Annotated in this window: 19 protein-coding genes and 5 pseudogenes; 9 read left to right on the top strand and 15 right to left on the bottom strand. The window is 73.8% G+C overall.

The features are described from left to right. Positions 1–61: 61 nt before the first annotated feature. Complete coding sequence (gene sigJ / locus AB0A94_RS18465) at positions 62–1006, bottom strand: RNA polymerase sigma factor SigJ (RefSeq protein ID WP_361745486.1); 945 nt, start codon at positions 1004–1006, stop codon at positions 62–64. Positions 1007–1271: 265 nt separating this feature from the next. Here sigJ and AB0A94_RS18460 point away from each other — a divergent pair, with 265 nt between their 5' ends. Together AB0A94_RS18460 and AB0A94_RS18455 are read left to right on the top strand one after the other, a co-directional pair. Continuing rightward, positions 1272–2333, top strand: a complete 1062-nt coding sequence (locus AB0A94_RS18460; RefSeq protein ID WP_361745484.1) for an acyltransferase — start codon at positions 1272–1274, stop codon at positions 2331–2333. A gap of 66 nt (positions 2334–2399) precedes the next feature. Then, complete coding sequence (locus tag AB0A94_RS18455) at positions 2400–3362, top strand: sigma-70 family RNA polymerase sigma factor (RefSeq protein ID WP_361745482.1); 963 nt, start codon at positions 2400–2402, stop codon at positions 3360–3362. A gap of 29 nt (positions 3363–3391) precedes the next feature. Here AB0A94_RS18455 and AB0A94_RS18450 read toward each other — a convergent pair. From AB0A94_RS18450 to AB0A94_RS18440, 3 genes and pseudogenes are all read right to left on the bottom strand, one after another. Beyond that, positions 3392–3568 (bottom strand): annotated as a pseudogene (locus AB0A94_RS18450) (DUF4287 domain-containing protein); the annotation flags it as partial. A gap of 93 nt (positions 3569–3661) precedes the next feature. Beyond that, positions 3662–4855: pseudogene (locus AB0A94_RS18445) on the bottom strand (RNA-guided endonuclease TnpB family protein); the annotation flags it as partial. Between the two features lie 278 nt (positions 4856–5133). Further along, the gene (locus tag AB0A94_RS18440) at positions 5134–5802 is read right to left on the bottom strand and encodes a DUF998 domain-containing protein (RefSeq protein WP_361745480.1); all 669 of its coding nucleotides are present in this window, start codon (positions 5800–5802) and stop codon (positions 5134–5136) included. Positions 5803–6042: 240 nt separating this feature from the next. Here AB0A94_RS18440 and AB0A94_RS18435 point away from each other — a divergent pair, with 240 nt between their 5' ends. Both AB0A94_RS18435 and AB0A94_RS18430 read left to right on the top strand, forming a co-directional pair. Then, positions 6043–8364 carry an esterase-like activity of phytase family protein gene (locus AB0A94_RS18435; RefSeq protein ID WP_361745478.1) on the top strand — a complete coding sequence of 774 codons (2322 nt, stop codon included), beginning with the start codon at positions 6043–6045 and terminating at the stop codon, positions 8362–8364. A 344-nt stretch (positions 8365–8708) separates the two neighbouring features. After that, the gene (locus AB0A94_RS18430) at positions 8709–10286 is read left to right on the top strand and encodes a carbohydrate-binding protein (protein ID WP_361745476.1); all 1578 of its coding nucleotides are present in this window, start codon (positions 8709–8711) and stop codon (positions 10284–10286) included. Between the two features lie 65 nt (positions 10287–10351). Here AB0A94_RS18430 and AB0A94_RS18425 read toward each other — a convergent pair whose 3' ends face one another. Then, positions 10352–11518 (bottom strand): substrate-binding domain-containing protein, encoded by a 1167-nt coding sequence (locus AB0A94_RS18425; protein WP_361745474.1) that lies wholly within the window; start codon positions 11516–11518, stop codon positions 10352–10354. 234 nt (positions 11519–11752) lie between these two features. On the opposite strand from AB0A94_RS18425, the gene AB0A94_RS18420 reads away from it, so the two are divergent. Continuing rightward, positions 11753–12616: a hypothetical protein gene (locus AB0A94_RS18420; protein ID WP_361745472.1), complete on the top strand. Its 864-nt coding sequence runs from the start codon at positions 11753–11755 to the stop codon at positions 12614–12616. A gap of 77 nt (positions 12617–12693) precedes the next feature. Continuing rightward, positions 12694–13014 (top strand): antibiotic biosynthesis monooxygenase, encoded by a 321-nt coding sequence (locus AB0A94_RS18415; RefSeq protein ID WP_361745470.1) that lies wholly within the window; start codon positions 12694–12696, stop codon positions 13012–13014. 46 nt (positions 13015–13060) lie between these two features. On the opposite strand, the gene bla is transcribed toward AB0A94_RS18415, so the two are convergent. The 4 genes and pseudogenes from bla to AB0A94_RS18395 all read right to left on the bottom strand — a co-directional run bounded on the left by bla (position 13061) and on the right by AB0A94_RS18395 (position 15491). Then, positions 13061–13981: a class A beta-lactamase gene (gene bla, locus AB0A94_RS18410; RefSeq protein ID WP_361745468.1), complete on the bottom strand. Its 921-nt coding sequence runs from the start codon at positions 13979–13981 to the stop codon at positions 13061–13063. Positions 13982–14061: 80 nt separating this feature from the next. Then, positions 14062–14499, bottom strand: a pseudogene (locus AB0A94_RS18405) (penicillin-binding transpeptidase domain-containing protein); the annotation flags it as partial. Positions 14500–14666: 167 nt separating this feature from the next. Then, the gene (locus AB0A94_RS18400) at positions 14667–14870 is read right to left on the bottom strand and encodes a cold-shock protein (protein ID WP_003969786.1); all 204 of its coding nucleotides are present in this window, start codon (positions 14868–14870) and stop codon (positions 14667–14669) included. A gap of 240 nt (positions 14871–15110) precedes the next feature. Beyond that, entirely contained in the window at positions 15111–15491 is a 381-nt protein-coding gene (locus AB0A94_RS18395; protein WP_361745466.1) for a MerR family transcriptional regulator, read from the bottom strand. A 623-nt stretch (positions 15492–16114) separates the two neighbouring features. Here AB0A94_RS18395 and AB0A94_RS18390 point away from each other — a divergent pair. Continuing rightward, positions 16115–16486, top strand: a complete 372-nt coding sequence (locus tag AB0A94_RS18390; RefSeq protein WP_361745464.1) for a DUF6479 family protein — start codon at positions 16115–16117, stop codon at positions 16484–16486. A gap of 13 nt (positions 16487–16499) precedes the next feature. Here the strand turns inward: AB0A94_RS18390 and AB0A94_RS18385 are convergent, their stop codons facing one another. Together AB0A94_RS18385 and AB0A94_RS18380 are read right to left on the bottom strand one after the other, a co-directional pair. Further along, positions 16500–17309: an Ig-like domain-containing protein gene (locus AB0A94_RS18385; RefSeq protein ID WP_361745462.1), complete on the bottom strand. Its 810-nt coding sequence runs from the start codon at positions 17307–17309 to the stop codon at positions 16500–16502. A 335-nt stretch (positions 17310–17644) separates the two neighbouring features. After that, positions 17645–19330 carry a glycoside hydrolase family 13 protein gene (locus tag AB0A94_RS18380; RefSeq protein WP_361745570.1) on the bottom strand — a complete coding sequence of 562 codons (1686 nt, stop codon included), beginning with the start codon at positions 19328–19330 and terminating at the stop codon, positions 17645–17647. A gap of 205 nt (positions 19331–19535) precedes the next feature. Here AB0A94_RS18380 and AB0A94_RS18375 point away from each other — a divergent pair, with 205 nt between their 5' ends. After that, positions 19536–20069 (top strand): copper chaperone PCu(A)C, encoded by a 534-nt coding sequence (locus tag AB0A94_RS18375; protein ID WP_361745460.1) that lies wholly within the window; start codon positions 19536–19538, stop codon positions 20067–20069. 25 nt (positions 20070–20094) lie between these two features. Here AB0A94_RS18375 and AB0A94_RS18370 read toward each other — a convergent pair whose 3' ends face one another. Beyond that, positions 20095–21075: a nucleoside hydrolase gene (locus AB0A94_RS18370; protein WP_361745459.1), complete on the bottom strand. Its 981-nt coding sequence runs from the start codon at positions 21073–21075 to the stop codon at positions 20095–20097. Between the two features lie 38 nt (positions 21076–21113). Continuing rightward, a pseudogene (gene thrS / locus AB0A94_RS18365) lies at positions 21114–22337 on the bottom strand (threonine--tRNA ligase); the annotation flags it as partial. A gap of 298 nt (positions 22338–22635) precedes the next feature. Between thrS and AB0A94_RS18360 the strand changes: the two are divergent. Beyond that, positions 22636–23436, top strand: a complete 801-nt coding sequence (locus AB0A94_RS18360; RefSeq protein ID WP_361745457.1) for a hypothetical protein — start codon at positions 22636–22638, stop codon at positions 23434–23436. Between the two features lie 29 nt (positions 23437–23465). Here AB0A94_RS18360 and AB0A94_RS18355 read toward each other — a convergent pair whose 3' ends face one another. Both AB0A94_RS18355 and AB0A94_RS18350 read right to left on the bottom strand, forming a co-directional pair. Continuing rightward, complete coding sequence (locus tag AB0A94_RS18355; protein WP_361745455.1) at positions 23466–23741, bottom strand: hypothetical protein; 276 nt, start codon at positions 23739–23741, stop codon at positions 23466–23468. A 52-nt stretch (positions 23742–23793) separates the two neighbouring features. Continuing rightward, a pseudogene (locus tag AB0A94_RS18350) lies at positions 23794–24527 on the bottom strand (GAF and ANTAR domain-containing protein). Positions 24528–24570 lie beyond the last annotated feature (43 nt).

The raw sequence follows: 24570 nt of genomic DNA, 5'->3' as shown, positions 1-24570 counted from the left end.
TTGAACCGGGCGGCCCGCCGTTTCCTGACAGGAGCGGGATGTGTCGCGCGTCACACGCGGGTCAGAAGACGGTGAGCAGGGGGTCTCCGTGGTCGGCGGCCGCCCAGAGCCGGGTCGCGCGCTCCAGCTTGTCGGGGTTGACCTGGTTGCGGATCGCGGTGATGCCCTCGGGGGTGACCTCGAAGCACATGATGCCGACGACCCGGCCGTCGAGGACCGCCACGAGGGCGGGGTCGCCGTTGGCGGTCGTGGCGTGCAGGCCGGGCGAACCGCCCACGATGTCGCGCTTGGCCTTGGCCGGCTTGAACAGGCCGCGCATGAACGTCGCGACCGCGAGCGCGCCCTCGAACGCCTTGGCGCGGGCCGGGACCTTCCCGCCGCCGTCGCCGATCGAGACGGCGTCCTGGGTGAGCAGCCGGACGAGCGGCTCGGTCCGGCCGCTGGTGGCGGCCGCGAGGAACTCGTCGACGACCCGCCGGGCGGCGGCCTCGTCGATCTCGGTGCGCGCCTTGCCCTCGGCGACGTGCTTCTTGGCCCGGTGGAGGATCTGCTGGCTGGCGGCCTCGGTGAGGTCGAGGATCGCGGCGATCTCCCGGTGCGGGTAGTCGAAGGCCTCCCGCAGCACGTACACCGCCCGCTCGTTGGGGGTGAGGCGTTCCAGCAGGGTGAGGACGGCGTACGAGACCGACTCGCGCTGTTCGGCGGTGTCGGCGGGGCCGAGCATCCGGTCGCCGGCCAGCAGCGGCTCGGGGAGCCACTCGCCCACGTAGGTCTCGCGCCGGGCGCGGGCCGAGGCGAGCTGGTTGAGGCACAGGTTGGTGAGCACCTTCGTCAGCCAGGCCTCGGGGACCTCGATGCGGCCGGTGTCGGCGGCCTGCCAGCGCAGGAACGTCTCCTGCACGGCGTCCTCGGCCTCGCTCGCGGAGCCGAGGAGGCGGTAGCCGATGGCCTCCAGCCGCGGCCGGAAGGCCTCGAACCGATCCACGTCCCGAACGCTCAGCGCCATGCCCGGATCGTAGCCCCCACCCGGGTGACCGGGCCGCCCGGGCGGGCGCGCGGAGGCATGCGTCCGCGGTTTCGGGACAGGCGCACCGGGTCACCCCCATGCAGTCGGCAGACGGGAAGCGATCTCGTTCATGGCTCAGGAAGCGGGCTCGGCGACAGCGGAGGACTCAGGACTCGACACGGGAAGAGCGGAGCCCCACGGCTCCGGCAGACCCGCCCCGCCGCGAGGGCGGGGCTTCCCGTCCGCGGCGGCGCGCGGCGGACGGGTGAGCGGCCTGGACGGGCTGCGGACGGTGGCGGTCGCCCTGGTGCTCGCCTACCACGTGGCACCGGACGTGCTGCCGGGCGGCTCGATCGCCGTGGACGTCTTCTTCACCCTCAGCGGCTTCGTCATCACCCGGCTGCTGCTCGCCGAGCACGCCCGCACCGGCGGCATCGCCCTGCTCCCCTTCTACCGGCGGCGCTGGCTGCGGCTCGTCCCCGCGCTGCTGGCCCTGTGCGCGGTCTGCGCGGCCCTGTCGGTGACCACCTCGCTGTGGGGCTTCGACGGCTCCCTGCCGGCGGCGGGCCTGTCGGCGCTCTTCCTGGCCAACGTCGTACGGGCCGCGGATCCCGGGCCGTACGACGACCTGATGGGGCCGCTCGCGCACACCTGGTCGCTGGGCGTGGAGGAGCAGTTCTACCTGCTCTGGCCGCCCGTGCTGCTGGTGCTGCTGCGGTACGCCCGGGCGCGCACGGTGCTGCTCTGCACGGCGGCCCTGTGCGCGCTGCCCGTGCTGTGGCGCTGCGTCCTGTGGCACCCGGACGCGGCCCACCGCATCTACAACGGCACCGACACCCGCGCCGACCAGCTGCTGGCCGGCGCCCTCCTCGCCGTGGTCCTGGCGCGGCTGCGCGCCGACGACCCCCGGCTGGCCGTGCTGCGCACCTGGGCGGGCCGGCTGGCCTGGCCGGCGCTGGGCCTGCTGGCGCTGGTGGCCTGGCGGATGCCGGTGACCGCCGACGCCGGCCCGTGGACGGTCGGCTGGTACACCGTCGGGTTCCTGCTGGTGGCCGCCCTGTCCACCACCTTGGTCGCGGCGCTCGAACTGCGCCCCGGCGAAGGACTCTCCCGGCTGCTCTCGCTCACGCCGCTGACCTGGGTGGGCCGCAACCTGAGCTACGGCATCTACCTGTGGCACTACCCGGTCGTACGGCTGCTGGCCTCCCTCGGCATGCGGGACGGACTCCTGCCGGCCACGGCGGTGCTGACCGTCCTGCTGGCCCTGCTGTCGTACTACGTCATCGAGGCACCGTTCCTGCGCCGGGCCCGGCGGCCCGCGGCTTAAGGTGGCCGGGGGCCGGGGCAGGTGGCGTCGAGCCGCACCGAGGGCTTTTCAGGGGGAGGGCATCGCATGGGAGTCACCGGGCCGGAGACGGCGGCGGAGGAGCTCGAGGAGTTCCGGGGCGAGCTGACCGGCTACTGCTACCGGATGCTGGGCTCGTTCACCGAGGCCGAGGACGCCGTGCAGGAGACGCTGGTCCGGGCCTGGCGGAGCTTCGAGCGCTTCGAGGGGCGGTCGGCCCTGCGGTCGTGGGTGTACCGCATCGCCACCAACGTGTGCCTGAACGCCCTCGCCTCGGGCAGGCGCCGGGCGCTGCCGATGGACCTCTCCGGTCCGGCCGACGGCGCCGCGCCGCCCGGCGCCCCGGCGGAATCCGTCCTCTGGGTCGAGCCCTGCCCGGGCGGTGACCCCGGCGCGGAGGTGGCGGTCGGCGAGTCGGTGCGGCTGGCGTTCGTCGCCTCGCTCCAGCACCTGCCGCCCAAGCAGCGGGCCACGCTCATCCTGCGGGACGTGCTGGGTTTCTCCGCCCGCGAGGTCGCCGAGCTGCACGGTTCCACCGTCACCTCGGTCAACAGCGCGCTGCAGCGGGCCCGCGCCACGCTGGCCGCCCGCCGCGAGGGTGCCGGCGGGCCGCTCCCCCGGCCGTCCGACGCCGTGCGCCTGCTGGCCGAGCGGTACGCCACGGCCTTCTCCCGCTACGACATGGAGGAGCTGAACATGCTCCTCCATGTCGACGCCACCCTGTGCCTGCCGCCGTACACCCACTGGATGCGCGGGGTTCCCGACATCCGGGCCTGGCTGACCGGGCCGGCGGTCGGATGCCGCGGGTCCCGTCTGGTCCCGGTGGTGGCCAACGGCTCCCCCGCGTTCGGCCAGTACCGTCCCCGTGCGGACCGGACCGGCTACGAGCCCTGGGCCCTGCAGGTCGTCGAGTTCTCCGGCGACCGCGTCACGGGCATCACGGCCTTCCGTGACACCGGGCGGCTCTTCCCGCTCTTCGGCCTGCCGGACCGCTTGGACGCCGGCACCTGACCCGCCGCCCGCGCCCGGTCAGAGCCCGGTCACCTGCCGCTGTCCTCGGCCAGCGTGTGAGCGACCAGGGCGTTGGCGTGGCCGTGGCCCAGTCCGTGCTCGGTCTTGAGCCAGGTGACGAGTTCCATGTGCCGGGTGAGCGGGGAGGAGCGGATGAGCTCCTTCCACTCGGCGACGGGCCGGCCGTACTTCTTCTCGATGGAGGGGAATTGACTTGCCCTCCCTCCTGAAGGAGGGAGATTCTGGCCTGCTCGCTCGGTGCTGTGCCGCTCCGCGGCACGGGTATCGGGCGGGCTTCCATGGCTTCCTGTTTCTTCGCGCTGTGCCGGGATCGCTCCTGGTCCTACCGGCGCTCCGCAGGCCGATACCGCCAGTCCGGCGGCCGTCTTGACGTTGATCGCGGCGTTGTGGTCCCGGTCGTGGACGGTGCCGCAGGCGCTGCAGGTCCATTCCCGTACGTGGAGGGGTTTGGGGCCGTCGCGGTGCCCGCAGGTGGAGCACACCTGGCTGGTGGGCTCGAACCGTCCCACCTTCACGAAGGTGCGGCCGTACCGTTGCGCTTTGTATTCCAGCATGCTGGTGAACGATGCCCACCCGGCGTCGTGCACGGACTTGGCCAGCCTGGTGCGGGCCAGTCCCGCCACCGACAGGTCCTCCACGGCGATCCCTTGGTTCTCGGAGATCAGCCTGGTGGAGAGCTGGTGGTGGAACTCGCGGCGCGCGTCGGTGACCTTCGCGTGTGCGCGGGCGACCTTCAGGCGGGCCTTGGCCCGGTTCTTCGATCCCTTCTGTTTGCGGGACAGCTCCCGCTGGGTCTTCTTCAGCTTCTTCTCCGCGCGCCGCAAGAAGCGCGGGGAGTCGATCTTCGTGCCGTCGGACAGGACGGCGAAGTGTGTCAGTCCGAGGTCGATGCCGAGGGTGCGGTCGGTCTCCGGCATCCGGGGGGCGTCGGTGGTGGGGTCGGTGTCGATGACGAAGGAGGCGAAGTACCGCCCGGCCGCGTCCTTGACGACGGTGACGGAGGAGGGGGTGGCGGGCAGGGTGCGGGACCACTTCACCTTCACCGCGCCGATCTTCGGCAGGCTCAGCCGGCCGCTGCCGGTGATGCTCCAGCGGGCGTTGGCGGTGAACCTGATCGACTGCCGCGTGTCCTTGCGGGACTTGAAACGTGGTGCTCCCACCTTCGGTCCCTTGCGGGTGCCGTCGAGGGAGGCGAAGAAGTTGCGGTACGCGGTCTCGGCGTCCCGCAGGGACTGCTGGAGCACCACCACGGAAACCTCACCCAGCCAGGACCGCCCGGTTGTCCGCTTCGCCTCGGTGATCAGCTTCCGGGACAGCTCGGCGGCCTTCGGGAACGGCTCCCCGGCCCCACGGGCGTCCTCACGAGCGCGCACCGCGTCGTTGAACACGACACGGGCGCACCCGAACGCCCTCGCCAACGCGGCGCGCTGACCGGGCTGCGGGTACAGCCTGAAGGCGTATCGAAGCTGCATGCGGAGATCGCACGAACGAGCCACACCAGATGTCGTCGGGAACGTCCGTTCCCCACCTCACCCTCGGCGGCCGCACTGTCCGGCTCCGCCGGAACGCCACCGCGACGCAGTCACACGATTCGCTTCACCACCGGGCTGAAGCCCGACGCACTGCGAATGAATCCCGGTAACTGACAGGGCCCTTCACCGCGTCGGTCATGGGGTGCTCCCTTTCTCGTATCGGAAAATCCTGATGAGGTCGGTCGACTGTGTGGCGGCCGGCTGGATGCGGCAACCGGTTAGCGGTTCGCCGGGGTGGTGGCCAGCCGGGCCGTCAGTGCCGCCAGCCAGAGCAGACCGAGGCCCGCGCCCGCGGTGAACGCCAGGACGGAGGCGGCGGAGGCGGCGAATCCGGCGAGCACGGCGACGGGCGCGACACGGGAGGCGACGGCCCAGCCGCGGTGGCCGCGGCCGGCGAGCGGGCGGGCCAGGACGACGAACGCGGCGCACAGGGCGAGGTAGCCGACCATCCCGGCGGCCATGTGGGCGGCTCCGTGTCCGCTCAGCGTGGTCGTGTCGGGGGAGCCGGCGGGGAAGCCCGCACCGGCGTCGGCGGGGAAGGCCGCGGCGGCCCAGAACGAGGCACCGCACACACCGACCAGCACGGGACCCCAGGTCGCGCCCGCGCCGCCGTCCAGCAGCCGGCGCAGACCGGCCGCCCCGGCGACGAGTAAGGCACCGGCGAGCAGGAAGTTCACGGTCTGGATCCAGCCCGCCCCGCCGAGGGCGAGCTGGCTGATCGCGTGACGGGTGAAGTCGAAGCCCTCCCGCGCGAAGCCCTGGGCGAGACCGGCCGTGAGGAACAGCGGGCCCGCCAGCACCCCACCGGCCACGGCCCACCGTGCCGCCGGACGTGCTGTGGGCGAGGCGGGGACGACGGGGTGGGGTGCGCGGAGCGTGTGGGTCATGGCCGGGCCTTCCTCGCGTCGGGGTTGTCGTGTGTACGACCGACGGAAAGGGGCGGAGTCACTGCTCCGGATCATGTGTGCTGCGTCACAATGCTTCGGGCGGTGTCGAGGCGATACCAGCCGCCCCGCCGGATCGCCGACGGAGTACGCGATCTTCGTCCGCTGTTCACCGGCGCGCCCGCCGGCACTGGCCCGTGGGTGCGACGATCCGGCTCCGCAGTGGATCACACCGGAGGAACGATGCTCCCGAAGAGAACCCACGCCGCGCTCGCGGCCCTGGCCGTGACCGCGGGCGCCCTGGCGGGCTCGGGCGTGGCGCACGCGGGTCAGGGGAAGGGCGCGGACCACGGCCGGCACCGGCCGGTGGCGTTCGAACGCACCGCGACCTACCCGGTCTTCCAGAACCGTCCGGCCGGTGCGGACGCCGCCGCCGAGACCGTCGCCGAGATCTCCGCGACCAGCGAGGACGGCCGTACGCTCGTCTACACCGACGCCGCCGCCAAGCGGATCGGCTTCCTCGACATCAGCGACCCCGGCCGGCCCGAGGGCCTGGGCACGCTGTCCCTGGCCTCGCTGGGCAACGCCGAGGACGAGCCGACGTCCGTGACGGTCGTCGGGGAGTACGTGCTGGTCGTGGTGAACACCAGCGCCTCCCACACCGAGCCCTCCGGCCGCCTCGACGTCGTCTCGCTGCGCACCCGCACCCGGGTGGCCAGCCACGACCTCGGCGGGCAGCCCGACTCGATCGCGCTGAGCAAGGACAAGCGGTACGCCGCCGTCGCCGTCGAGAACGAGCGCGACGAGGAGGCCGTCCCGGAGGGCGGTGAGGAGGGCGACCTGCCGCAGGCGCCCGCCGGGTTCGTGCGGATCGTCGACCTGAAGGGGTCCTCGCCCGCGAAGTGGAACCTCCGCGAGGTCGCGCTGACGCGGGCCGACGGGTCCGCGCTGCCCGCGCTGACCGCCGCCGGGATCGCCGCGCCCACCGACCCGGAGCCGGAGTACGTCTCCGTCAACGGCCGCGGACAGCTCGCCGTGACCCTCCAGGAGAACAACGGCGTCGTCCTCGTCGACCTGCCCACCGGGCGGATCACCAAGGCGTTCGGCGCCGGGACCGCCTCCGTCGACGGGATCGACACCGTCGAGGACGGCGTGATCGACCAGACCGGCTCGATCACCGACGTGCCCCGCGAACCGGACGCGGTCGGCTGGATCGACGACCGCTACCTGGCCACCGCCAACGAGGGCGACTGGAAGGGCGGCACGCGCGGCTGGAGCGTCTTCGACAGCCGCACCGGGAAGGTCGTCTGGGACGCGGGCAACACCTTCGAGCACCTCGCCGCCCGCCACGGACTGCTCGACGAGGGCCGCTCCGAGAACAAGGGCGCCGAACCGGAGGGCCTGGCGATCGCCACGTACGACGGCGTGCGGTACGCCTTCGTCGGCTCCGAGCGCGGCAACTTCGTCGCCGTCTACGACATCAGCGAGGCCACCCGGCCGGTGTTCAGGCAGTTGCTGCCGACCACCAACGGCCCCGAGGGGCTGCTGCCGGTCCCGTCGCGCGGCCTGCTCGCGGTCTCCAGCGAGGTGGACGACGCCGAGGCGGGCGTGCGGGCCACGGTGAGCCTGTTCCGGCTGGGCAGGGGCACGCCCGCCCAGCCGTCCCTCGTCTCGGCCGCGGACTCCGCGGGCACGCCGATCGGCTGGGGCGCGCTCGGCGCCCTGTCGGCGGTGCCGGGCCGCTCCGACGAGCTGTACACGGTCACCGACGCCGCCTACGACACCACCCGCGTCCTCACCGTCGACGCGGGCCACCAACCGGCCGTCATCGAGCGGGAGCTGACCGTCAAGGACGCCGACGGCAATCCGGCCGGCTACGACGCCGAGGGGATCTTCGCCCGTCCGCAGGGCGGCTTCTGGCTGGCCGTGGAGGGCAGGACGGGTGCCGGGAACCAGCTGGTCCGCCTGGACCGCTCCGGCGTCACCCGGCAGGTCGTCCCGCTGCCGTCGGACGTCGCCGCGAACCTCGGCTCGCAGGGCTTCGAGGGCGTCACCGCCACCACCGACACCCGCGGTCACGAGATCGTCTGGGCCGCGCTCCAGCGCGAGGCGAGGACGGACCCGGCGGGTGTCGTCCGGCTCGGCCGTTACGACGTCCGGGCCGGCACCTGGAGCTGGTACGGCTACCGGCTCGGCACCACCACGACGGCCGGTGACTGGATCGGCCTGTCCGAGATCACGGTGGTCGGCGGCAGGCTCGCCGTCATCGAGCGGGACAAGCTGAACGGCCCGGCCGCGGCGGTCAAGCGGATCTACACGGTCGACCTGCCGGAGACCGCCGCCCCGGCGGGCACGCTGCCCGTCCTGGAGAAGCGGCTCGCCCACGACGTGCTGCCCGACCTGCGGGCCACGAAGGGCTGGACCCAGGAGAAGCTCGAAGGGCTCACCGTGACCGGCAACGGCCGGGTCTACGCCGTCACCGACAATGACGGCCTGAGCGACTCCAGCGGCGAGACGGTCTTCCTGGACCTCGGCAGCAGCCGCCGGGTGTTCGGACGCGGCTGACCGACCCGCCCCGCCCCTCGCACGGCACACCGCCACATCGTCACACCGCCACACCGCCCGAGCGGCCGCCGGCTTCCCCGCCGGCGGCCGTTCGGCGTGTGGGAGACGCCGCACCGCCCGCTCCGTCGGCCGGAAGCCGCCTGCGGCGCGGCCGGGCGATCCCACCGGTCCGCACGGGCGTGACGCCACGACCCGAACGTTCATGGACGTGAATCTGATTCAACGTCAAGGCTCTTGACGTGCCCACGGCAGGCCCCTACGGTCCCGGAAAGCGCTTTCTCCGTTCATGGACTCGAACGCACCGGTGAACCCGTCCCCCAGCCGACCGAACCTGGAGACGAACGATGCACTTGAGACCCGCCCTCGCCTGCACCGGCCTGCTGGCCGGCGCGCTCGTCGCATTGTCCGGCAACCCCGCGCAGGCCGCGTCCGTACGGTACGAGGCCGAGGGGCCCTCGGCGGTCTGCACCGGCGCCGTCGAGACCGAGTGGTCCGGATACTCCGGCAGCGGCTTCTGCAACGGCACCAACGGCACCGGTGGCTACGTCCAGTTCACCGTGAACGCCTCCGCCGCCGAGACGGCGACGGTCCGGGTGCGCTTCGCCAACGGCAGCGGCAGCGCACGGGCCGCCGACATCGTGGTGAACGGCAGCACGGTCGCCTCCGCCTCCTTCGAGGCCACCGGCGGCTGGACGGGCTGGACGACGAAGACGCTCACCGTGCCGGTGCGCTCGGGCGGCAACACCGTACGGCTCAGCCCGACGTCGTCCGCGGGACTGCCCAACATCGACTACATCGACGTGGAGACGAGCGGCGACACGACCACCCCGCCGCCCGCCTCCGCCCTCTACGTGGCACCGGGCGGCAGCGCCGGCGCGTCCGGCACCCAGTCCGACCCGACGACGCTCACCTCCGCGATCGACCGCATCACCCCCGGCGGCACGATCTACCTGCGCGGCGGCACGTACCAGCACTCCCAGACGGTCACCATCCCCGCGGGCAACAACGGCACCTCGGGAGACCGCACGGAGCTCGTCGCCTACCCGGGCGAGACGCCCGTCCTGAACTTCTCGGCGCAGAGCGAGAGTTCGTCGAACCGGGGGCTCGCCGTGAACGGGTCGTACTGGCACGTCAAGGGGATCGTCGTCGAACGCGCCGGGGACAACGGCATCTTCGTCGGCGGCAGCAACAACGTCTTCGAGCGCACGGTCACCCGCCACAACCGCGACACCGGGCTCCAGCTCTCGCGGATGACCTCCGACACGCCCCGCGACCAGTGGCCGTCGAACAACCTGATCCTGAGCGCGGAGTCGCACGACAACGCCGACTCCGACGGCGAGGACGCCGACGGCTTCGCCGCCAAGCTCACCTCGGGGCCCGGCAACGTCTTCCGCTACGCCGTCGCCCACAACAACATCGACGACGGCTGGGACCTCTACACCAAGTCGGACACCGGCGCGATCGGCGCGGTGACCATCGAGGACTCCCTCGCCTACGAGAACGGCACCCTCAGCAACGGCGGCCAGGCCGGCAACGGCGACCGCAACGGCTACAAGCTCGGCGGCGAGGACATCGAGGTCGACCACGTCGTCCGGCGCAGCATCGCCTACGACAACGGCAAGCACGGGTTCACGTACAACAGCAACCCGGGTTCGATGACCGTCTCCGACAACGTCAGCATCGACAACGCCGAGCGCAACTTCAACTTCGACGCGGGTACGTCGGTGTTCCGCAACAACACCTCGTGCCGCGGCGGCGACGGGTCGAACGACAGGATCGTGGGCAACGCCGACGGCTCGAACCAGTTCTGGTCCGGCTCCAACGGCTCCCGGTGCGCCGGCTACTCCGGCGCGCTGGACTGGTCCTTCGCCTCGGACGGCCGCCTGGTCGTCGGCTTCGGCGGCAACACGGTGACTCCGTAGGGGAGTCGGGTTGCGGCCGGCCTCCCGGTTCTCCGGGGGACCGGCCGCTTCCTGCTCCCTGCTCCCTACGACGTCAGGCCGATCTTCGCGCAGTCCGCCGCGTACGCCTCCGTGCAGATGTCCTCGACGGTGTAGACACCGTCCTGGACCACCGTGGCCTCGATGTTCTCCCTGGTGAGGGCGACCACCGGGACCAGCATCGCCGGGATGTCCTTGTGCGTCGGGCTGTCGACCACGTCACGCGCCAGGGCGTCGAACTGGATCGACCTCTCCTGCACCTTGGCCACCGCCATGTCCGCGGCCCCCGTCGCCTCCAGCAGGAACGACTTGTACACCGTCATGTACTGCGTGCCCGACACGATCCGCCGCACCGCCGCCAGGTCGGCGTCCTGCCCGGTCACCGGCGGAAGATCGGTGACGCCCGCGTCCTGGAGCACCTCGATGACGGCGCCGGCCATGCCGTCGTTCGCCGAGTAGACGGCGGCGATGTTCCCGGCACCGATCTCCTTCACCGCCTCGCGCATGTGCTCCGCGGCGACCTCGGGCAGCCACTTCCTGGTGTCGTACGACTTGGCGATGTCCACCTCGCCGTCCAGTTCGCCGAGCGCGCCCTCCCGGAACAGCGCCGTGTTCGGGTCGGTGGGCGCGCCGTTCAGCATGACGACCTTGCTGTTCTCGGCGTTCTCGCCGAGCGCGTTCACGAGGGCGCGGCCCTGCACCTGGCCGACGAGCTCGTTGTCGTGGGAGACGTACGCGTCGACCGGGCCCTCGGCGAGACGGTCGTAGGCGATGACGGGTATGTCCGCCTCCTTCGCCTTCTCCACGTCCGGCGCGACGGCCTTGGAGTCCACCGCGTCCACCACGATCACGTCGACCTCGTCGGCGATCATCCTCCGGAACTGCTCGCTCTGCTTGTCCTTGCTGCCCTCGGCGTTGGCGTAGACGACCCTGCCCTGATCGTTGGTCAGGGACGAGACGCGGCTCTCGATGAGGGGGTGGTCGAACTTCTCGAAGCGCGCCGTGTCCTTGTCGGGCAGCAGCAGGCCCACGGTGATGTCGTAGCTCCTGTCCGGCGACGCGGACCCGCCGTCGCCGCCCACCTCGCCGACGACACCGCACGCGGTGAGCGACAGGGCCGACAGGCCGGCGGTCAGGAGCAGGACGGGGCGGCGTACGGGGGTGGTGCGGGTGCGGGGGGTGGTGCGGGTGCGGGGGGTGGTACGGGGGTTCACGTGGGGGGCCTTCCGGGCGGGTGCAGCGTGGTGACCAAGTGACTGTGTCCGTTGTGCGGTGGTGCGGCATGCGTGCTCACGGCACCCTCGCGGGCCGCGCGGAAAATGTGCGCAGGAGCGGCACACGTGCTGCACACAGTGGGCCGGGGGCGTCGTTAGCGTGGCTGTCCCCTGCTCCGGACCGGTCGCCCCGGCGGGCGTCGGAGTCGGTACGTCAACTCAGGAAGACAGCGGATGGACTACTGCTCCACGTGTCGCCGGCATCTGAACGGTGCCCTGGTCTGCCCGGGCTGCGGTGCCTACGCCCCCGACATCGCGCCCGCCGTCATCGGCGGCCGCACCGTCCCCGGTCCAGCAACAACCGCCGCACCCGAGGCCGCCGTCACTCCCCCGACCCCACGGCCGGCCTCCGTATCCACTTCCACATCCACTTCCATCTCCACGGGCACGGGACGGGCGGCGCGGCGGCGCCAGCTGGTCCGCTGGAAGAAGACCCAGCGGCGGGCCCTGGTCGCGACGGCCGTGGCCCTCGTCGGCGGCGGGCTGACCCTCGCCTCCATGGACCGGAGCGGCACGGACCGCGCCCAGGCCGCCACGGCACCCGATCTCAGGGGCATGGGCGGCGCGGAGGGGCCCGCGGACCAGTACGACGACCCGGACGTCCCGGCCGCCTCCCCGGACCGTACGGCCCCGTCACCCTCGGCCGACGACGGGCGCGGACGGGCGGCCGCCGAAGCCACGCCGGCGCCCACCACCCCGTCGGACACCCGCACGGACGGCGCCGCCGACCCGGACACGGCGGTGCCGTCGCAGCCGCGCACGGCCTCCCCGGACTCCGTCTCCCGCTCCGGCTCGCGCTCGGACACGGAATCGGGACCGGGATCCGTCCCGGGTTCCGGCTCCAGCTCCGGTTCCGATTCTGGTTCCGGTACGGTCACGCCGCCGGTGTCGCCGCCCCCGGCCACCGGCAGCGGCGACGGAGACGGCGGCACCGACCAGGGTGACGGCTCCCAGCCCGCCCCCGCCACGCCGTCCACGCCGCCGGCGACCGAGCCGGACTCCGAGCGGCTCTGCCTCCTGGTGATCTGCCTCGGCTGACCTCCCACCGGGTGACGCGTCCGCACGGGCCGTGCCCCGCCGCGCGTCCCGGAACGGCCCTGCGGAACAATCGGGACATGAGCGTCGTCAAGATCAACGTACTCACGGTCCCGGCGGAGCAGCGCGAGACGCTGGAGCAGCGGTTCGCCGCGCGGGCGGGGGCGGTGGAGGGCTCGGACGGGTTCGAGTGGTTCGAGCTGCTGCGTCCGGTGGAAGGCACCGACACCTACCTCGTCTACACCCGCTGGCGGACCGAGGAGGACTTCCAGCGCTGGATGGCCGGCCGCGGCCAGGCCGCCCACGGCGGGGCCCCGGGCGAGAAGTCCCGGCCGGCGGCCACGGACGCCACGTTGTGGTCCTTCGAGGTGGTCCAGCAGGCCGCGCCCAAGCAGGACTGACGCCGCGAGGCCGCCCCTCGGAGGCCAGGAGCCGCCGCCCTCCGGCTCAGACGAGGACGTCGAGCACGCGGCGGGTCGCCTCGGCGACCAGGGCGTCGCTGGGGGCGGCCTCGCGGTCGGGCCGTTCGGTCAGCACGGCGATCACCAGCGGGGCGCCGCTCGGCGGCCAGAGGACGGCGACGTCGTTGGCCCGGCCCCAGTCGCCGGTGCCGGTCTTGTCGCCCACCTTCCAGCCGCGGGGGACACCGGCCCGGACGCGCAGGTCGCCGGTGGTGTTGCGGACCAGCCAGTCCGTCAGCAGCGTCCGCTTCGCGGCCGGCAGGGCGTCGCCGAGGACGAGGGCGCGGTAGTCGGCGGCGACGGCCCGGGGGGTCGTGGTGTCGCGCGGGTCTCCCGGCGGGTTGCCGTTCAGCTCGGGTTCGGCGTGGTCGAGCCGGCTCACCCGGTCGCCGAGTCCGCGCAGGTGGGCGGTGAGTGCACGCGGGCCGCCGAGCTCGCGCAGCAGCAGGTTGGCGGCCGTGTTGTCGCTGTACCGGACGGCCGCGTCGCAGAGGCCACGGAGGGTCATGCCGGTCCCGGTGTGCTTCTCCGTCACCGGGGAGTAGGCGACGAGGTCGGCCCGGGTGTAGGTGACGCGCCGGTCCAGGCCGGCGACCGGGTGGCGGTCCAGGACCGCGGCCGCGGCGAGCGTCTTGAAGGTGGAGCAGAACGCGAAGCGTTCGTCGGCGCGGTGGATCACGGTGGCACCGGTCCCGGTCGCGAGGGCGTACACCCCCAGACGGGCGCCGTACTCGCGTTCGAGGTCGGTGAGGCTCCGGGGGTCCACCGGCGAGGGCGTGGGGGTGCGGCTCGGTGCCGACGGGCCGGTCCGGCCGCGCTCGCGCTCCGGGGTGCCGGTGGCGCATCCCGCCACGGGGACGAGGGCCGCGGCCAGCAGGAGCGCGCGGCGGGAGGGATGTGCGGTCACGGGATCGCCTTTCGGACGATGCGGTCAGGACGGTGCGGCCGGAACGGTTCGATCAGGACGGTGCGGTCAGGACGGTGCGGTCAGGACTCGGGCACGGCGGACAGCAGGGAGCGGATCACCGGTCCGGCCGAGCCACCCCCGGTGACGCCCTCCTCGACCACGCAGGCCACGGCGACACCACCCCGGTGGGCGACCATCCAGCCGTTGTTGTCCTGCTCCTCGGAGACCTCCGCGGTGCCGGTCTTGGCGCCGATGTCGCCGGGCAGATCGGCCAGTACGCGCGCCGTGCCCTCGGTGACGGTCGCCCGCATCAGTGCGCGCAGCTGGGTCACGACCTCCGGCGGCAGCGGGGTCGTGGTGGTCTCGTCCTCGGTGCAGGCGACGAGCGAGGGCTGGTGGAAGGTGCCGGACACGGCCGTCGCGGTGACCGACGCCATGATCAGCGGGTTGGCCTGGACCCGTCCCTGCCCGATCATCGACGCGGCCTTCTCCGTCGCGTCCCGGGGCACCGGCACGGAACACGGCCGCGCGGATCGCGGTGGACGCGCTGCGGGCGAAAGGGCTGCGGTCACGTTGATCCCGCGCACGCGAAATGCGGGCAGAAAAGGGCGGGAAGCGGCGGAAAACAAAGAGCAGGGGCCCGCACCGAAGTGCGAACCCCTGCTCTTGAATCCCTGCGTACAGGTCAGGCGGGGACGATGTTCTCCGCCTGCGGGCCCTTCTGGCCCTGGGTGACGTCGAAGCTCACCTTCTGGCCCTCCTGGAGCTCACGGAAGCCCGAGGTGGCGATGTTCGAGTAGTGGGCGAACACGTCAGCGCCGCCGCCGTCCTGCTCGATGAAGCCGAAGCCCTTTTCCGAGTTGAACCACTTCACCGTACCGGTGGCCATATCAATTCTCCTGAGACAGTGCTGGGACTCGCACTTTACGAATCCCTTCATCGTCGCGATGATCACCTGCCCGGAGACCCGGTAGCAAACTGGCAACCACAACTGCAACTGGCGTCAGCCTAGCATGGGAGAGGCCAGCGGCAAGCGAGGAAAATCACTGGAATAAACACCGTCAAGGCGTTTAGGGAAAGAGATTTTGTTCAGCGGGAGCGGAAATCCTGTTTCGGCCGGGACAGATTTTCACCGGGGTCCGTGGACCGCCCCCGCGTCGCGCCGACGCAGTTCCTCGTTGGCCCGCTCGGCCTGTTCCAGCTGGTCCTCGAGGCCGATGATGCGGCACGCGGCGTCGACCGGTGTGCCCTGGTCGACCAGTTCGCGGGCCCGGGCGGCCAGCCTCAGCTGGTGGCGCGAGTAGCGGCGGTGGCCGCCTCCCGAGCGCGTCGGGGTGATCAGCCGCGCCTCGCCCAGGGCGCGGAGGAAAGCGGGTGTGGCTCCGACCAGTTCGGCGGCCCTGCCCATGGTGTAGGCCGGGAAATGGTCGTCGTCGAGCCGGTCGGCGACGGGGAGCCGGTCCTGGTCCGGCTGCCGGCCGTCGGCGGACGGCTGACTTTCCGAGGGCATACGCACCTTTCCGCGGACCACGGTGGGCGCGGTCCGCCACGGGGACGGGTTCCCCACGGGGAACTCTAGTCGGCCCGGCGGAAAAACTGCCGCGGCGACGACAGATGTCCTGCGCACGTTCCTCGGCGGGATACCGCGCGGCCACCGCGTCCCGGGCGGGCGGACGCGGTGCGGTGCGGCGCGGCGTGTCGGGGCGTGGAGTGGAGAGGTGCGGCGTGGCGCGAAGTGGTGCGGCGTGGCGCGAAGTGGGTTCCTGTCACCGAGGACGCCGCCGGGCCCGGCCCCGGTGAGGCGTCGCCGGGGAGGGGCGGTGGAGCGCCGCCGGGGAGGAGGCCGGGCGGCGGGCTGTTCACCGGCGGGCGTCCGCTCCCCTCGCCCCTCCGTACGGGACGGGTAACACTCCCCGACGGGGCGCCCTCGCCGTCGGACGGGGCCGCGGAGGTGGGAAGGCCGGGGCCGGGCCCCGAGCTGCACACGTGGGGACGCGACGGCCCGTCCCGGCCTTCCTCTGGCCGCAATCTGCCACGGCACGGGGGCGACCGCCCGCCGGGACGGGCCACGGGCGTGACGAGGGTCGGACATTCCAGGCGATTTATCTCATTTCTTCGGCCATACTCGGAAACATGAACACGGCGACGTTTGTAGTTCTGGCCTCCAGTACGCACCGGTGGGCGGTCTTCGCGGCCTTCATCGGCGGACTGGTCGTGGCCGGCGCGCTGGTCTGGGCCGTACGCGTCGGCATGCGGTACATGGACCAGGAGGAGCCCCGCCCCGCCGCGGAGGACCAGCCGAGACTGCCGGACGGCGGCGCGGTCCGCGAGATGCGGGAGATACGGGAGCCGGACGAGATGCCGGACATGTCGAGGACCGGCTCACGGCTCATGCCCTACGAGCTCCATCACTCCGCGAGCAGGACGGGCGCGGACCAGAAACGCAGGCGCTGGCTGCCCGGGTCCAGCGGCGCCTTCGGCAGCGGAGGCCCCGGGCACGTGTGACCCGGCCGCCGGCTCAGCGGGGCGGGGCGGTCTCCCCCACGGTGATCTGGATCTGTTCGCTCGGCGCGCCCACGCCGTTCAGGGTGGCGACGGCCTGGAGCCGGTTGGGGCCGGCCGGGAGGGCGGGTCCGGGAGTGCAGCTCCAGCGGCCGTCGGCCCCGGCGGTGTCGGCGCACACCTCGTGGCCGTCCTGGTCGGAGACGGTGATCTGCGCGCCCGGGTGGGCGGTACCGGCGACCACCGGCCGCGCTCCCAGCGCCACACCGGACTCCGGGCGGGTCAGGACCGGCTCGGCCAGCCCCACGGTCACCTGGCAGCCGCCGGTCGCCCGGAGCGTGCCGTCCGCGTCCGCGAGCCGCAGGACGCATCCGCCCGGTCGGGTCCCGGGCACCGCGTCCGCGGGCACCGCCAGCACGAAGGGGAAGGTGCCCGCCCGCCAGGGCCGCTCCGCCGAGACGGCGGTGTAGACGGCGCTGCGGCCGTCGGCGGCCACCGCGCCCCGGTAGCCGGGGACGTCGAGGGGGACGCCCGTCACCCGGGTCCCGGCGGGGGCGGTCAGGGTCAGTGTGGAACCGGCGCCCAGGGCGGGGCCCGCGAGTCCGGCGGCCTCGACGATGCCGTCCCTGCCGGGCGGGATCGTCACGGCACCCCAGAGCACCCGGTCGTGCGCCGCCGGAGCGCCTCCGTCGTGTGCCGCCGGAGCGCCCCGGTCGTGTGCCGCCGGGACGTGAGCGGCGGTGGGCGCCCCGCTCGCCGGCCACGCACCCGCGAGGATCCCGGCCGCCGTCAGCGCGGCGGCCGCTGTCCTGCTGGACCTGTTCATCGGCGGGCTCCCTGTACGGCCGTCACGGGCATCCCCGGAGCCGATTCTGCCGGTGCGTCCGCGCGGGCCGCCCGTACTGAACGACCGTACGGGTGACCGGCCGACGGGGGCGCGGCGGCAGGACCCGCCCGGCGGCGCCCGTCCCGCGTGCTGCGACGGGCCCCGGGCCGACCGCCCCGGAGCCCGTCGCCCCGTCGCCCCGTACCGCCGCCGGGTCCCGCCGCGGGCCGGCACCGTCCCGGACGTCACCGTGGGCCCCTCCGGCGGAAGCCGCCCACGGGGTCCCCCACGGGCCCGCCCCGGCCCGGCGGGACGGGCCCGGGGCGGTGTGCGCGTCAGCGGCCGAGCCAGGCCGTGGTGTCCGGGCCGAGGCGGCCGTCCTCCAGGGGGGCGCTGGTCAGCAGGACCTCGCCCGCCGGGAGGGAGACCGGGTCGGGGGACAGGTTGGCCACACAGCGCCAGCCGTCGCCGCGGTCGAACTGCAGGACCCCCGCCGGGGTCTCCTCCGCCCAGTTCAGCGCCTCGCCGTCGATCAGCTTGCGGCGCGTCCGCAGGGCCGCGCGGTACAACTCCAGGGTCGAGCCCTCGGCCCCGTCCTGCGCCTCGACGGCGTACGCGGCGAAGGACGGCGGCTGCGGCAGCCAGGCACCGGCCGCCCCGAAGCCGTACGACGGACCGGTCGTCGTCCACGGCAGCGGCACCCGGCACCCGTCGCGGCCCTTGCGGACGTGTCCCGTCTGTTCCCAGATCGGGTCCTGGAGGACCTCGGTGGGCAGGTCGGCGACCTCGGGCAGGCCGAGCTCCTCGCCCTGGTAGAGGTAGGCCGAGCCGGGGAGCGCCAGCATCAGCAGGGTCGCGGCGCGGGCCCGGCGCAGACCGGCTTCCGGGTCGACGGCGGGGGCGTGGCCGCCGGACAGCAGCCAGGCGTTCTCGTCCGTGTCCGGCGGCAGCATCAGGCGGGAGGCGTGCCGGACGACGTCGTGGTTGGAGAGCACCCAGGTCGCCGAGGCGCCGGCGGCGTGCGCGGTCCGCAGCGAGTCGGTGATGACCTGGCGGAGCTCCTCCGCGTCCCACGCGGCCTGCAGGTACTCGAAGTTGAAGGCCTGGCCCAGTTCGTCCCGGCGGGCGTACAGGGCGCGCCGGGCGCCGGGGACCCAGGCCTCGGCGACGGCCATGCGGGGCGGTGAGTAGGCGTCGAGGATCTTGCGCCAGTCGCGGTAGATCTCGTGCACCTCGTCCCGGTCGTAGAAGGGGTGGGTGCCGGGCGGGAAGTCGGCGAGGGCGCCCTCGCGGCTCAGCTCGGGGGCGCCGAGGTCGCGCAGCGGCTCGTCCAGGTCCTTGGCGAGGGCGTGCGCGACGTCCACGCGGAAGCCGTCCACGCCCCGGTCGGCCCAGAACCGCAGGGTGGTGCGGACGTCGGCGCGGACGTCCGGGTGGCCCCAGTTGAGGTCGGGCTGCTCGGCGGCGAACAGGTGCAGGTACCACTGTCCGTCCGGCACCCGCTGCCAGGCGCTGCCGCCGAACACGGACTGCCAGTCGGTGGGCGGCAGCTCGCCCTGCTCCCCCTTGCCGTCGCGGAAGACGTAGCGGTCGCGGGCCGGGGAGCCGGGACCGGCGCGCAGCGCCTCCTGGAACCAGACGTGCTGGTCGGAGCTGTGGTTGGGGACGATGTCGACGATCACCTTCAGGCCGAGCCGGTGGGCCTCGGCGACGAGCGTGTCGAAGTCGTCGAGGGTGCCCAGGCGGGGGTCGACGTCGCGCGGGTCGGCGACGTCGTAGCCGCCGTCGGCGAGCTCGGAGGGGTAGAAGGGGCTCATCCACAGGGCGTCGACGCCGAGGGCGGCGAGGTGGGTGAGGCGCCGGGTGATGCCGCGCAGGTCACCGAGTCCGTCGCCGTCGGCGTCGGCGAAGCTGCGGGGGTAGACCTGGTAGACGACGGCCTGCCGCCACCAGTCGGGGTCCTTGGAGGAGAGGTCGGGCGTGGCGTCGGGGGCGGGGTGCGGCGGCCGGGGGTCGGGCATGGCGGTGCGGTCGGTCACGCGGTCTCCTCTGGGTGCGTGCGGGTACCGGCAGAGAATCTGTCCAGAACACCGTAAAAGCGAACGCACCGGCAGCGTGGAGCCATTCCCTGCGGGCGCGTCATGACTTTCTGATCCCGTTTGCCGGAATCCTTCCGGGCCGCTCGGCCCGGAGGACGGCGGCCGGCGGCCGGCGAGAGGAGCGATCATGGCTCTTCCCCGCGCACCGCGCGCCCGGCACGGTCTCGCGGCGGCCGTGCTCGCCGTCACCCTCGCCCTGGCGGGCGGCGGATGCGGCGCGGACGACGACTTCTCCCTTCCGGACCGGGACGCGCCGGGGCAGAACGCCCGCGTCGGCGACCTCATGATCCGGTACGCGCACCTGGCCGAGCCGACGGGCGGTCCCTGGCAGCCGGGCGACGACGTCCCCGCGTACCTATGGCTCCACGACAAGGGCGGCGGCAGCGACCGGCTGGTGGGCACGAGCTCGCCGATGGCCGCGTCCGTCGACGTCGTCGACTCCGCCGGCACGCCTCTGCCCGACGGCGTCGAGCTGCCCGAGAACGACCTGGTCGAACTGGAGCCCGGAAAGGACCACCTGGTCCTGCGGGACGTGCGCCAGGTGATCAGGGGCGGCGACGCCACCGGGATCACCCTGCGGTTCGAGGACGCCGGACCGACCACCTTCGGCATCCAGGCGCAGCCGCCCGTGTACGACGAGAGCCCCGGCCCGAAGCAGTGACCCGGCCGCCTCCGGTGAACGACCCCTACGAGGCGCGCTCGACCGTCGCCAGATACAGCTTCACGTAGCGGGCCACGTCCACGTCCAGACCGACGTCCACCAGGGGCTGCTCGCGGGTGCCCTCGTGGAGCTCGGACTCGCCGGCGCGGACGCGGCGGTCGACCACGGTCTGGCCCCGGGCCGGGCCCGGGGCCAGGGAGACCTCGACGGGGAGCCGGTGGGTGGTCAGGCCCTCCGGGTCGGCGACCGCGCACAGCGCGCCCGCGTCGCCGAGGCCGCCGGCGTCCTCGGCGGGGTCGTCGGGGCGGCTGCCCGGGCCGGCCGGCCGGTGCGCGAGCAGCTCGCCGGCCAGCCGGGTGCCCGGTTCACCGCTCGCCCGCAGCCGGCGCACGTCCGCCGCCGGGACGACGACCCGGGTGAACACGTCCAGGCCGTACATCGTGATCGGCACTCCGGCGGTGAGCAGGATCGCGGCGGCCTCCGGATCGTGCCAGACGTTGAACTCGGCGACCGGCGTGGCGTTCCCGACCGCCGCCGCGCCGCCCATGAACACGATCCGCTCGATGTTGCGGGTGACCTCGGGGTGGGTGCGCAGCAGCAGGGCGATGTTGGTGAGCGGGGCGGTGGGCACGAGCGTGACCGGGCGCGGCGAGGCGAGGATCTCCCGGCGCAGCAGGGTCACGGCGTCCACGCCGGCGGGGGTGCGGCGCGGCGCGGGCAGGCCGAGGTCGCCCATGCCGTCGTGGCCGTGGACGTGGCGGGCGGAGCGCGCCGCCTCGATCAGCGGGCGCTCCGCGCCCCGTGCCACCGGGACCTGCGGCGCGCCCGCCTGTTCCAGCACGGTCAGCGTGTTGCGGACGACGCCGTCCACGTCGGTGTTCCCGGCCACGCAGGTCACCGCGCGCAGGTCGATCCCCGGGTGGCGCACGGCGAACAGCAGGGCCAGGGCGTCGTCGACCCCGGTGTCGCAGTCGATGATCACCGGGACGGGCTGTCCGTCGGTCACGGCGAGGCTCCTTCCGCCTGGGTGTGTGACCACCGACCCTACGCGGGGTCCCAGAGCGCGGTGCCCCGCCGGTCCGACCGCTCCGCGATCCGCCGCAGCAGCTCCTCCGCGGGCAGGGCGCCGGGCCGCCGCCCGTCCCTGAGCCGTACGGCGAGCAGTCCGCCGTCGGCCTCCCGCGCCCCGAGCACCGCCTGGTACGGCACCAGCCGGGCCCGGCGGATCCGGGCGCCGAGGCTGCCCTCGCCCGCCCCGGTCACCTCGGCCCGCAGCCCCAGCTCACCGGCCCGCCGTACGACGTCGTACGCCCGCTCCCGCTGCGCCTCGCCCACCGGCAGCACCGCCAGCTGCACCGGTGCCAGCCACACCGGGAAGGCGCCGCCGTGCACCTCGATGAGGTGGGCGACCGCCCGTTCCATGCTGCCGATGACGCTGCGGTGCACCATGACCGGGCGGTGCCGGGCGCCGTCGGGGCCGGTGTAGCGCAGGTCGAAGCGTTCCGGCTGGTGGAAGTCGATCTGCACGGTGGACAGGGTCGACTCGCGGCCCGCGGGGTCGGTGATCTGCACGTCGATCTTCGGGCCGTAGAAGGCGGCCTCGCCCTCGACGGCCTCGTACGCGGTGCCGGAGGAGTCCAGCACCTCGCGCAGGAGGGCGGTGGCCCGTTCCCACAGGGCCGGGTCGGCGACGTACTTGCCGCCGCGGCCCGGCAGCGACAGCCGGTGGCGGGCGGCGCGGACGCCGAGGTCGGCGTAGGCGCGGGAGATGAGCGCGAGGGCGGCGCGGGCCTCCTCGACGGCCTGTTCCAGGGTGCAGAAGACGTGCGCGTCGTTGAGCTGGATGGCCCGTACGCGGGTGAGTCCGCCCAGCACCCCGGACGGCTCGGAGCGGTACATGCCGCCCAGCTCCGCCAGGCGCAGCGGCAGCTCCCGGTGGCTGCGGGACCGGGAGCGGTAGATCAGGGCGTGGTGCGGACAGAGGCTGGGCCGCAGGACGACCTGTTCCGCGCCCAGCTCCACGGGCGGGAACATGTCCTCGCTGTAGTGGTCCCAGTGGCCGGAGATCTCGTACAGCTCGCGCTTGCCGAGCACCGGCGAGTACACGTGCCGGTAGCCGGCCGCGCGTTCCGCCTCGCGGACGTACTCCTCCAGGGTGTGCCGCACGACGGCGCCGTCGGGCAGCCAGTAGGGCAGGCCCGCGCCCATCAGCGGGTCGGTGCCGAACAGGCCGAGCTCGCGGCCGAGACGTCGGTGGTCGTGCACGGTGGGCTCCTCGTGGTCGTGAGGCGAGCACCACGCGCGGCGAAGCCCCGGGGCACTCGCCCCGGGGCTTCGTCAGCGGTCAGCTGTCAGCGCGCCGGGACCTGGTCCGGCGTCGTCGTGCGGGACGAGTGGGCGCGCTGCATGCCGGCGACGCTAACAGGGAGGCGGCCGGCGGGCGAGCCGTTTTCCCCCCGGGCGGCTCACCCGGACGGCCCTCCGCGCTGGTGGGGCGTCCGGCGGGGTGGTGCCGTAGGAACACGGCCGCCCGTGGACGGCCCGGTTCCCCCCAGGAGGCACCCCGATGACCCATGCCCCGGCCGCCGCCCGCGCCCTCCTCGCCTCCGCGCTGTCGGTGACGTCCCTGCTGACCGCGGCGGCGTGCGTGGCCGGGGACCGGGAGGTGCCGCGCGCGCTGCCCGCGGGCGTGTCCGAGCCCCCGGCCGCGTCCTCCGCCTCGCCCGCCGCCGAGCAGCCCCCGCCCGGCCCGCCCGCGCCGAGCGAGGAACAGCTGCGGGCGGCGTTGATCACGGAGACGGATCTGGGGGAGCCGTGGACGGCGGGCCGGGGCGCGGCGACCTGGCGGGACGGGATGCTCAAGGCGAAGACGGAGAACGCCGACTGCCACCGGCTGCTCGACGCCCTCTACACGGAGGAGCTGTTCGGCCCGCCGGCCGGACCGAGCGCCACCGTCACGCTCGACGACACCGCCAACGACGCCCAGCTGCGCCACCAGGTCGCCACGCACCCGCCCGCCGACGTGGACCGCGTCCTGGACTGGATGAAGACGCTGCCGGAGACGTGCGGGCGGTTCGAGGCGACGACCACCGGGGCCGGCGTCCAGCTCGTCGAGGTGGCGGAACTCCCGCTCCCGGAGGCCGGCGACGCGCGGGCGGGGCTGCGGCTGACGATGACCGGGGAGGCGGCCGACGGGGTCCCGACGCACCTCACCGTGAACCTCGCGGCGGTCCGCGTCGGCGAGGAAACGCTCACCCTCACCAACGGCGGCCTCGGCACGGTCCTCCCCGAGGTCACCCAGGCGATGGCCCAGCTCGGCGCGGACCGCCTGACGGACGTCGGCCGGCAGGTGCGGGTACGGGTCTGAGGCGGGGCCCGCCGGACGCCGGCGGGTGATCAGCCCAGGCGGTCCACGGCCTGCTTGGCCTCGACCAGGTCCGCGCCCGTGGTCTCGCGGTACAGCTTGATCGCCTGGATCTTCTTCCCCCGGCGTACGAGGTCGAGGATCTCGTCCCTCCCCGGGATCTCCTCCTGGAGGCCCAGGTGCCGCATCACCGCGTCGACTTTGCGCTCGACGCGGGCGGCGCGGCGGTCGGCGCGGGAGAGGTGGTTCCGGATCGTCATGACGCCGAGGACCACGACGCAGGTGAGGAAGAGGATGGCTATGTCCATGACCGCCAAACGTAGGAAGCGCGGGGCGGACCGGTGGGGGCGACACGCTCGCTCAGGGCGTGTCGAAGCGGCGGCGGTGGGAGACCACGTCCAGGGCGACCTCCAGGGCCGTGCGGTCGTGGGCGAAGGCGTCGGCGCGCAGACGGGCCAGGGCCTCGTCGGCGCCGATGCCCAGCTGGGCCATGATCATGCCGACGGCCTGGTGGACGCGGTCGTGGTCGGCGGCCAGTCCGCTGAGCCAGGGTTCGTCGCCGCCCGGGAGGTCGTACGGCAGGTCCATCAGCGCCACCGTCATGACGCCGGCGACGAGCCGGGCCACCCGCAGCTGGCCGTCGGTGAGTCCGCCGGGGGTGCCGCGGTAGAGGTCGAGGGTGCCGACGCAGACGGCGTCGCTGCCGAGGGGGAGCGCGTACACGGCGCGCACGCCGGCGCCGATCGCCTGCTGGGCGAAGACGGGCCAGCGGTCGGCGCAGTCGGCGGCGGCGAGGTCGCGGACGAGGACCGGCACACCGGCCTCCAGGACGTGGCGGCAGGGGCCGTCGCCCAGGGTGGCCTGGAGCTGGGCGAGACGCGCGGCCCGGAGGCAGCGAGTTGTACGGGCATGCCGTCGCCGCGCAGCGACACGCTCGCGCCGTCCACCGGCAGCAGCTCGAGGGCCGCCGCGCACAGCCGCCCCGGCACGGCGGCCGGCCCGGCGCCACGCAGCTCCGCGGCGATCGCGCCGATCACCCGTTCGTCCTCCCGGCCCGGATCGCCCTCGGGACCGTCCCTGGGCTGCACGCCCACCGCCTCCTTCGGCCGTTCACCCCCTGGCCGTTCACCCCCGGAA

It is taken from the genome of Streptomyces sp. NPDC044984 (genome assembly GCF_040646935.1).
In the GTDB taxonomy this organism is placed as follows: Bacteria; Actinomycetota; Actinomycetes; order Streptomycetales; family Streptomycetaceae; genus Streptomyces.
This window is presented reverse-complemented; position numbering and strand designations above follow the sequence as displayed.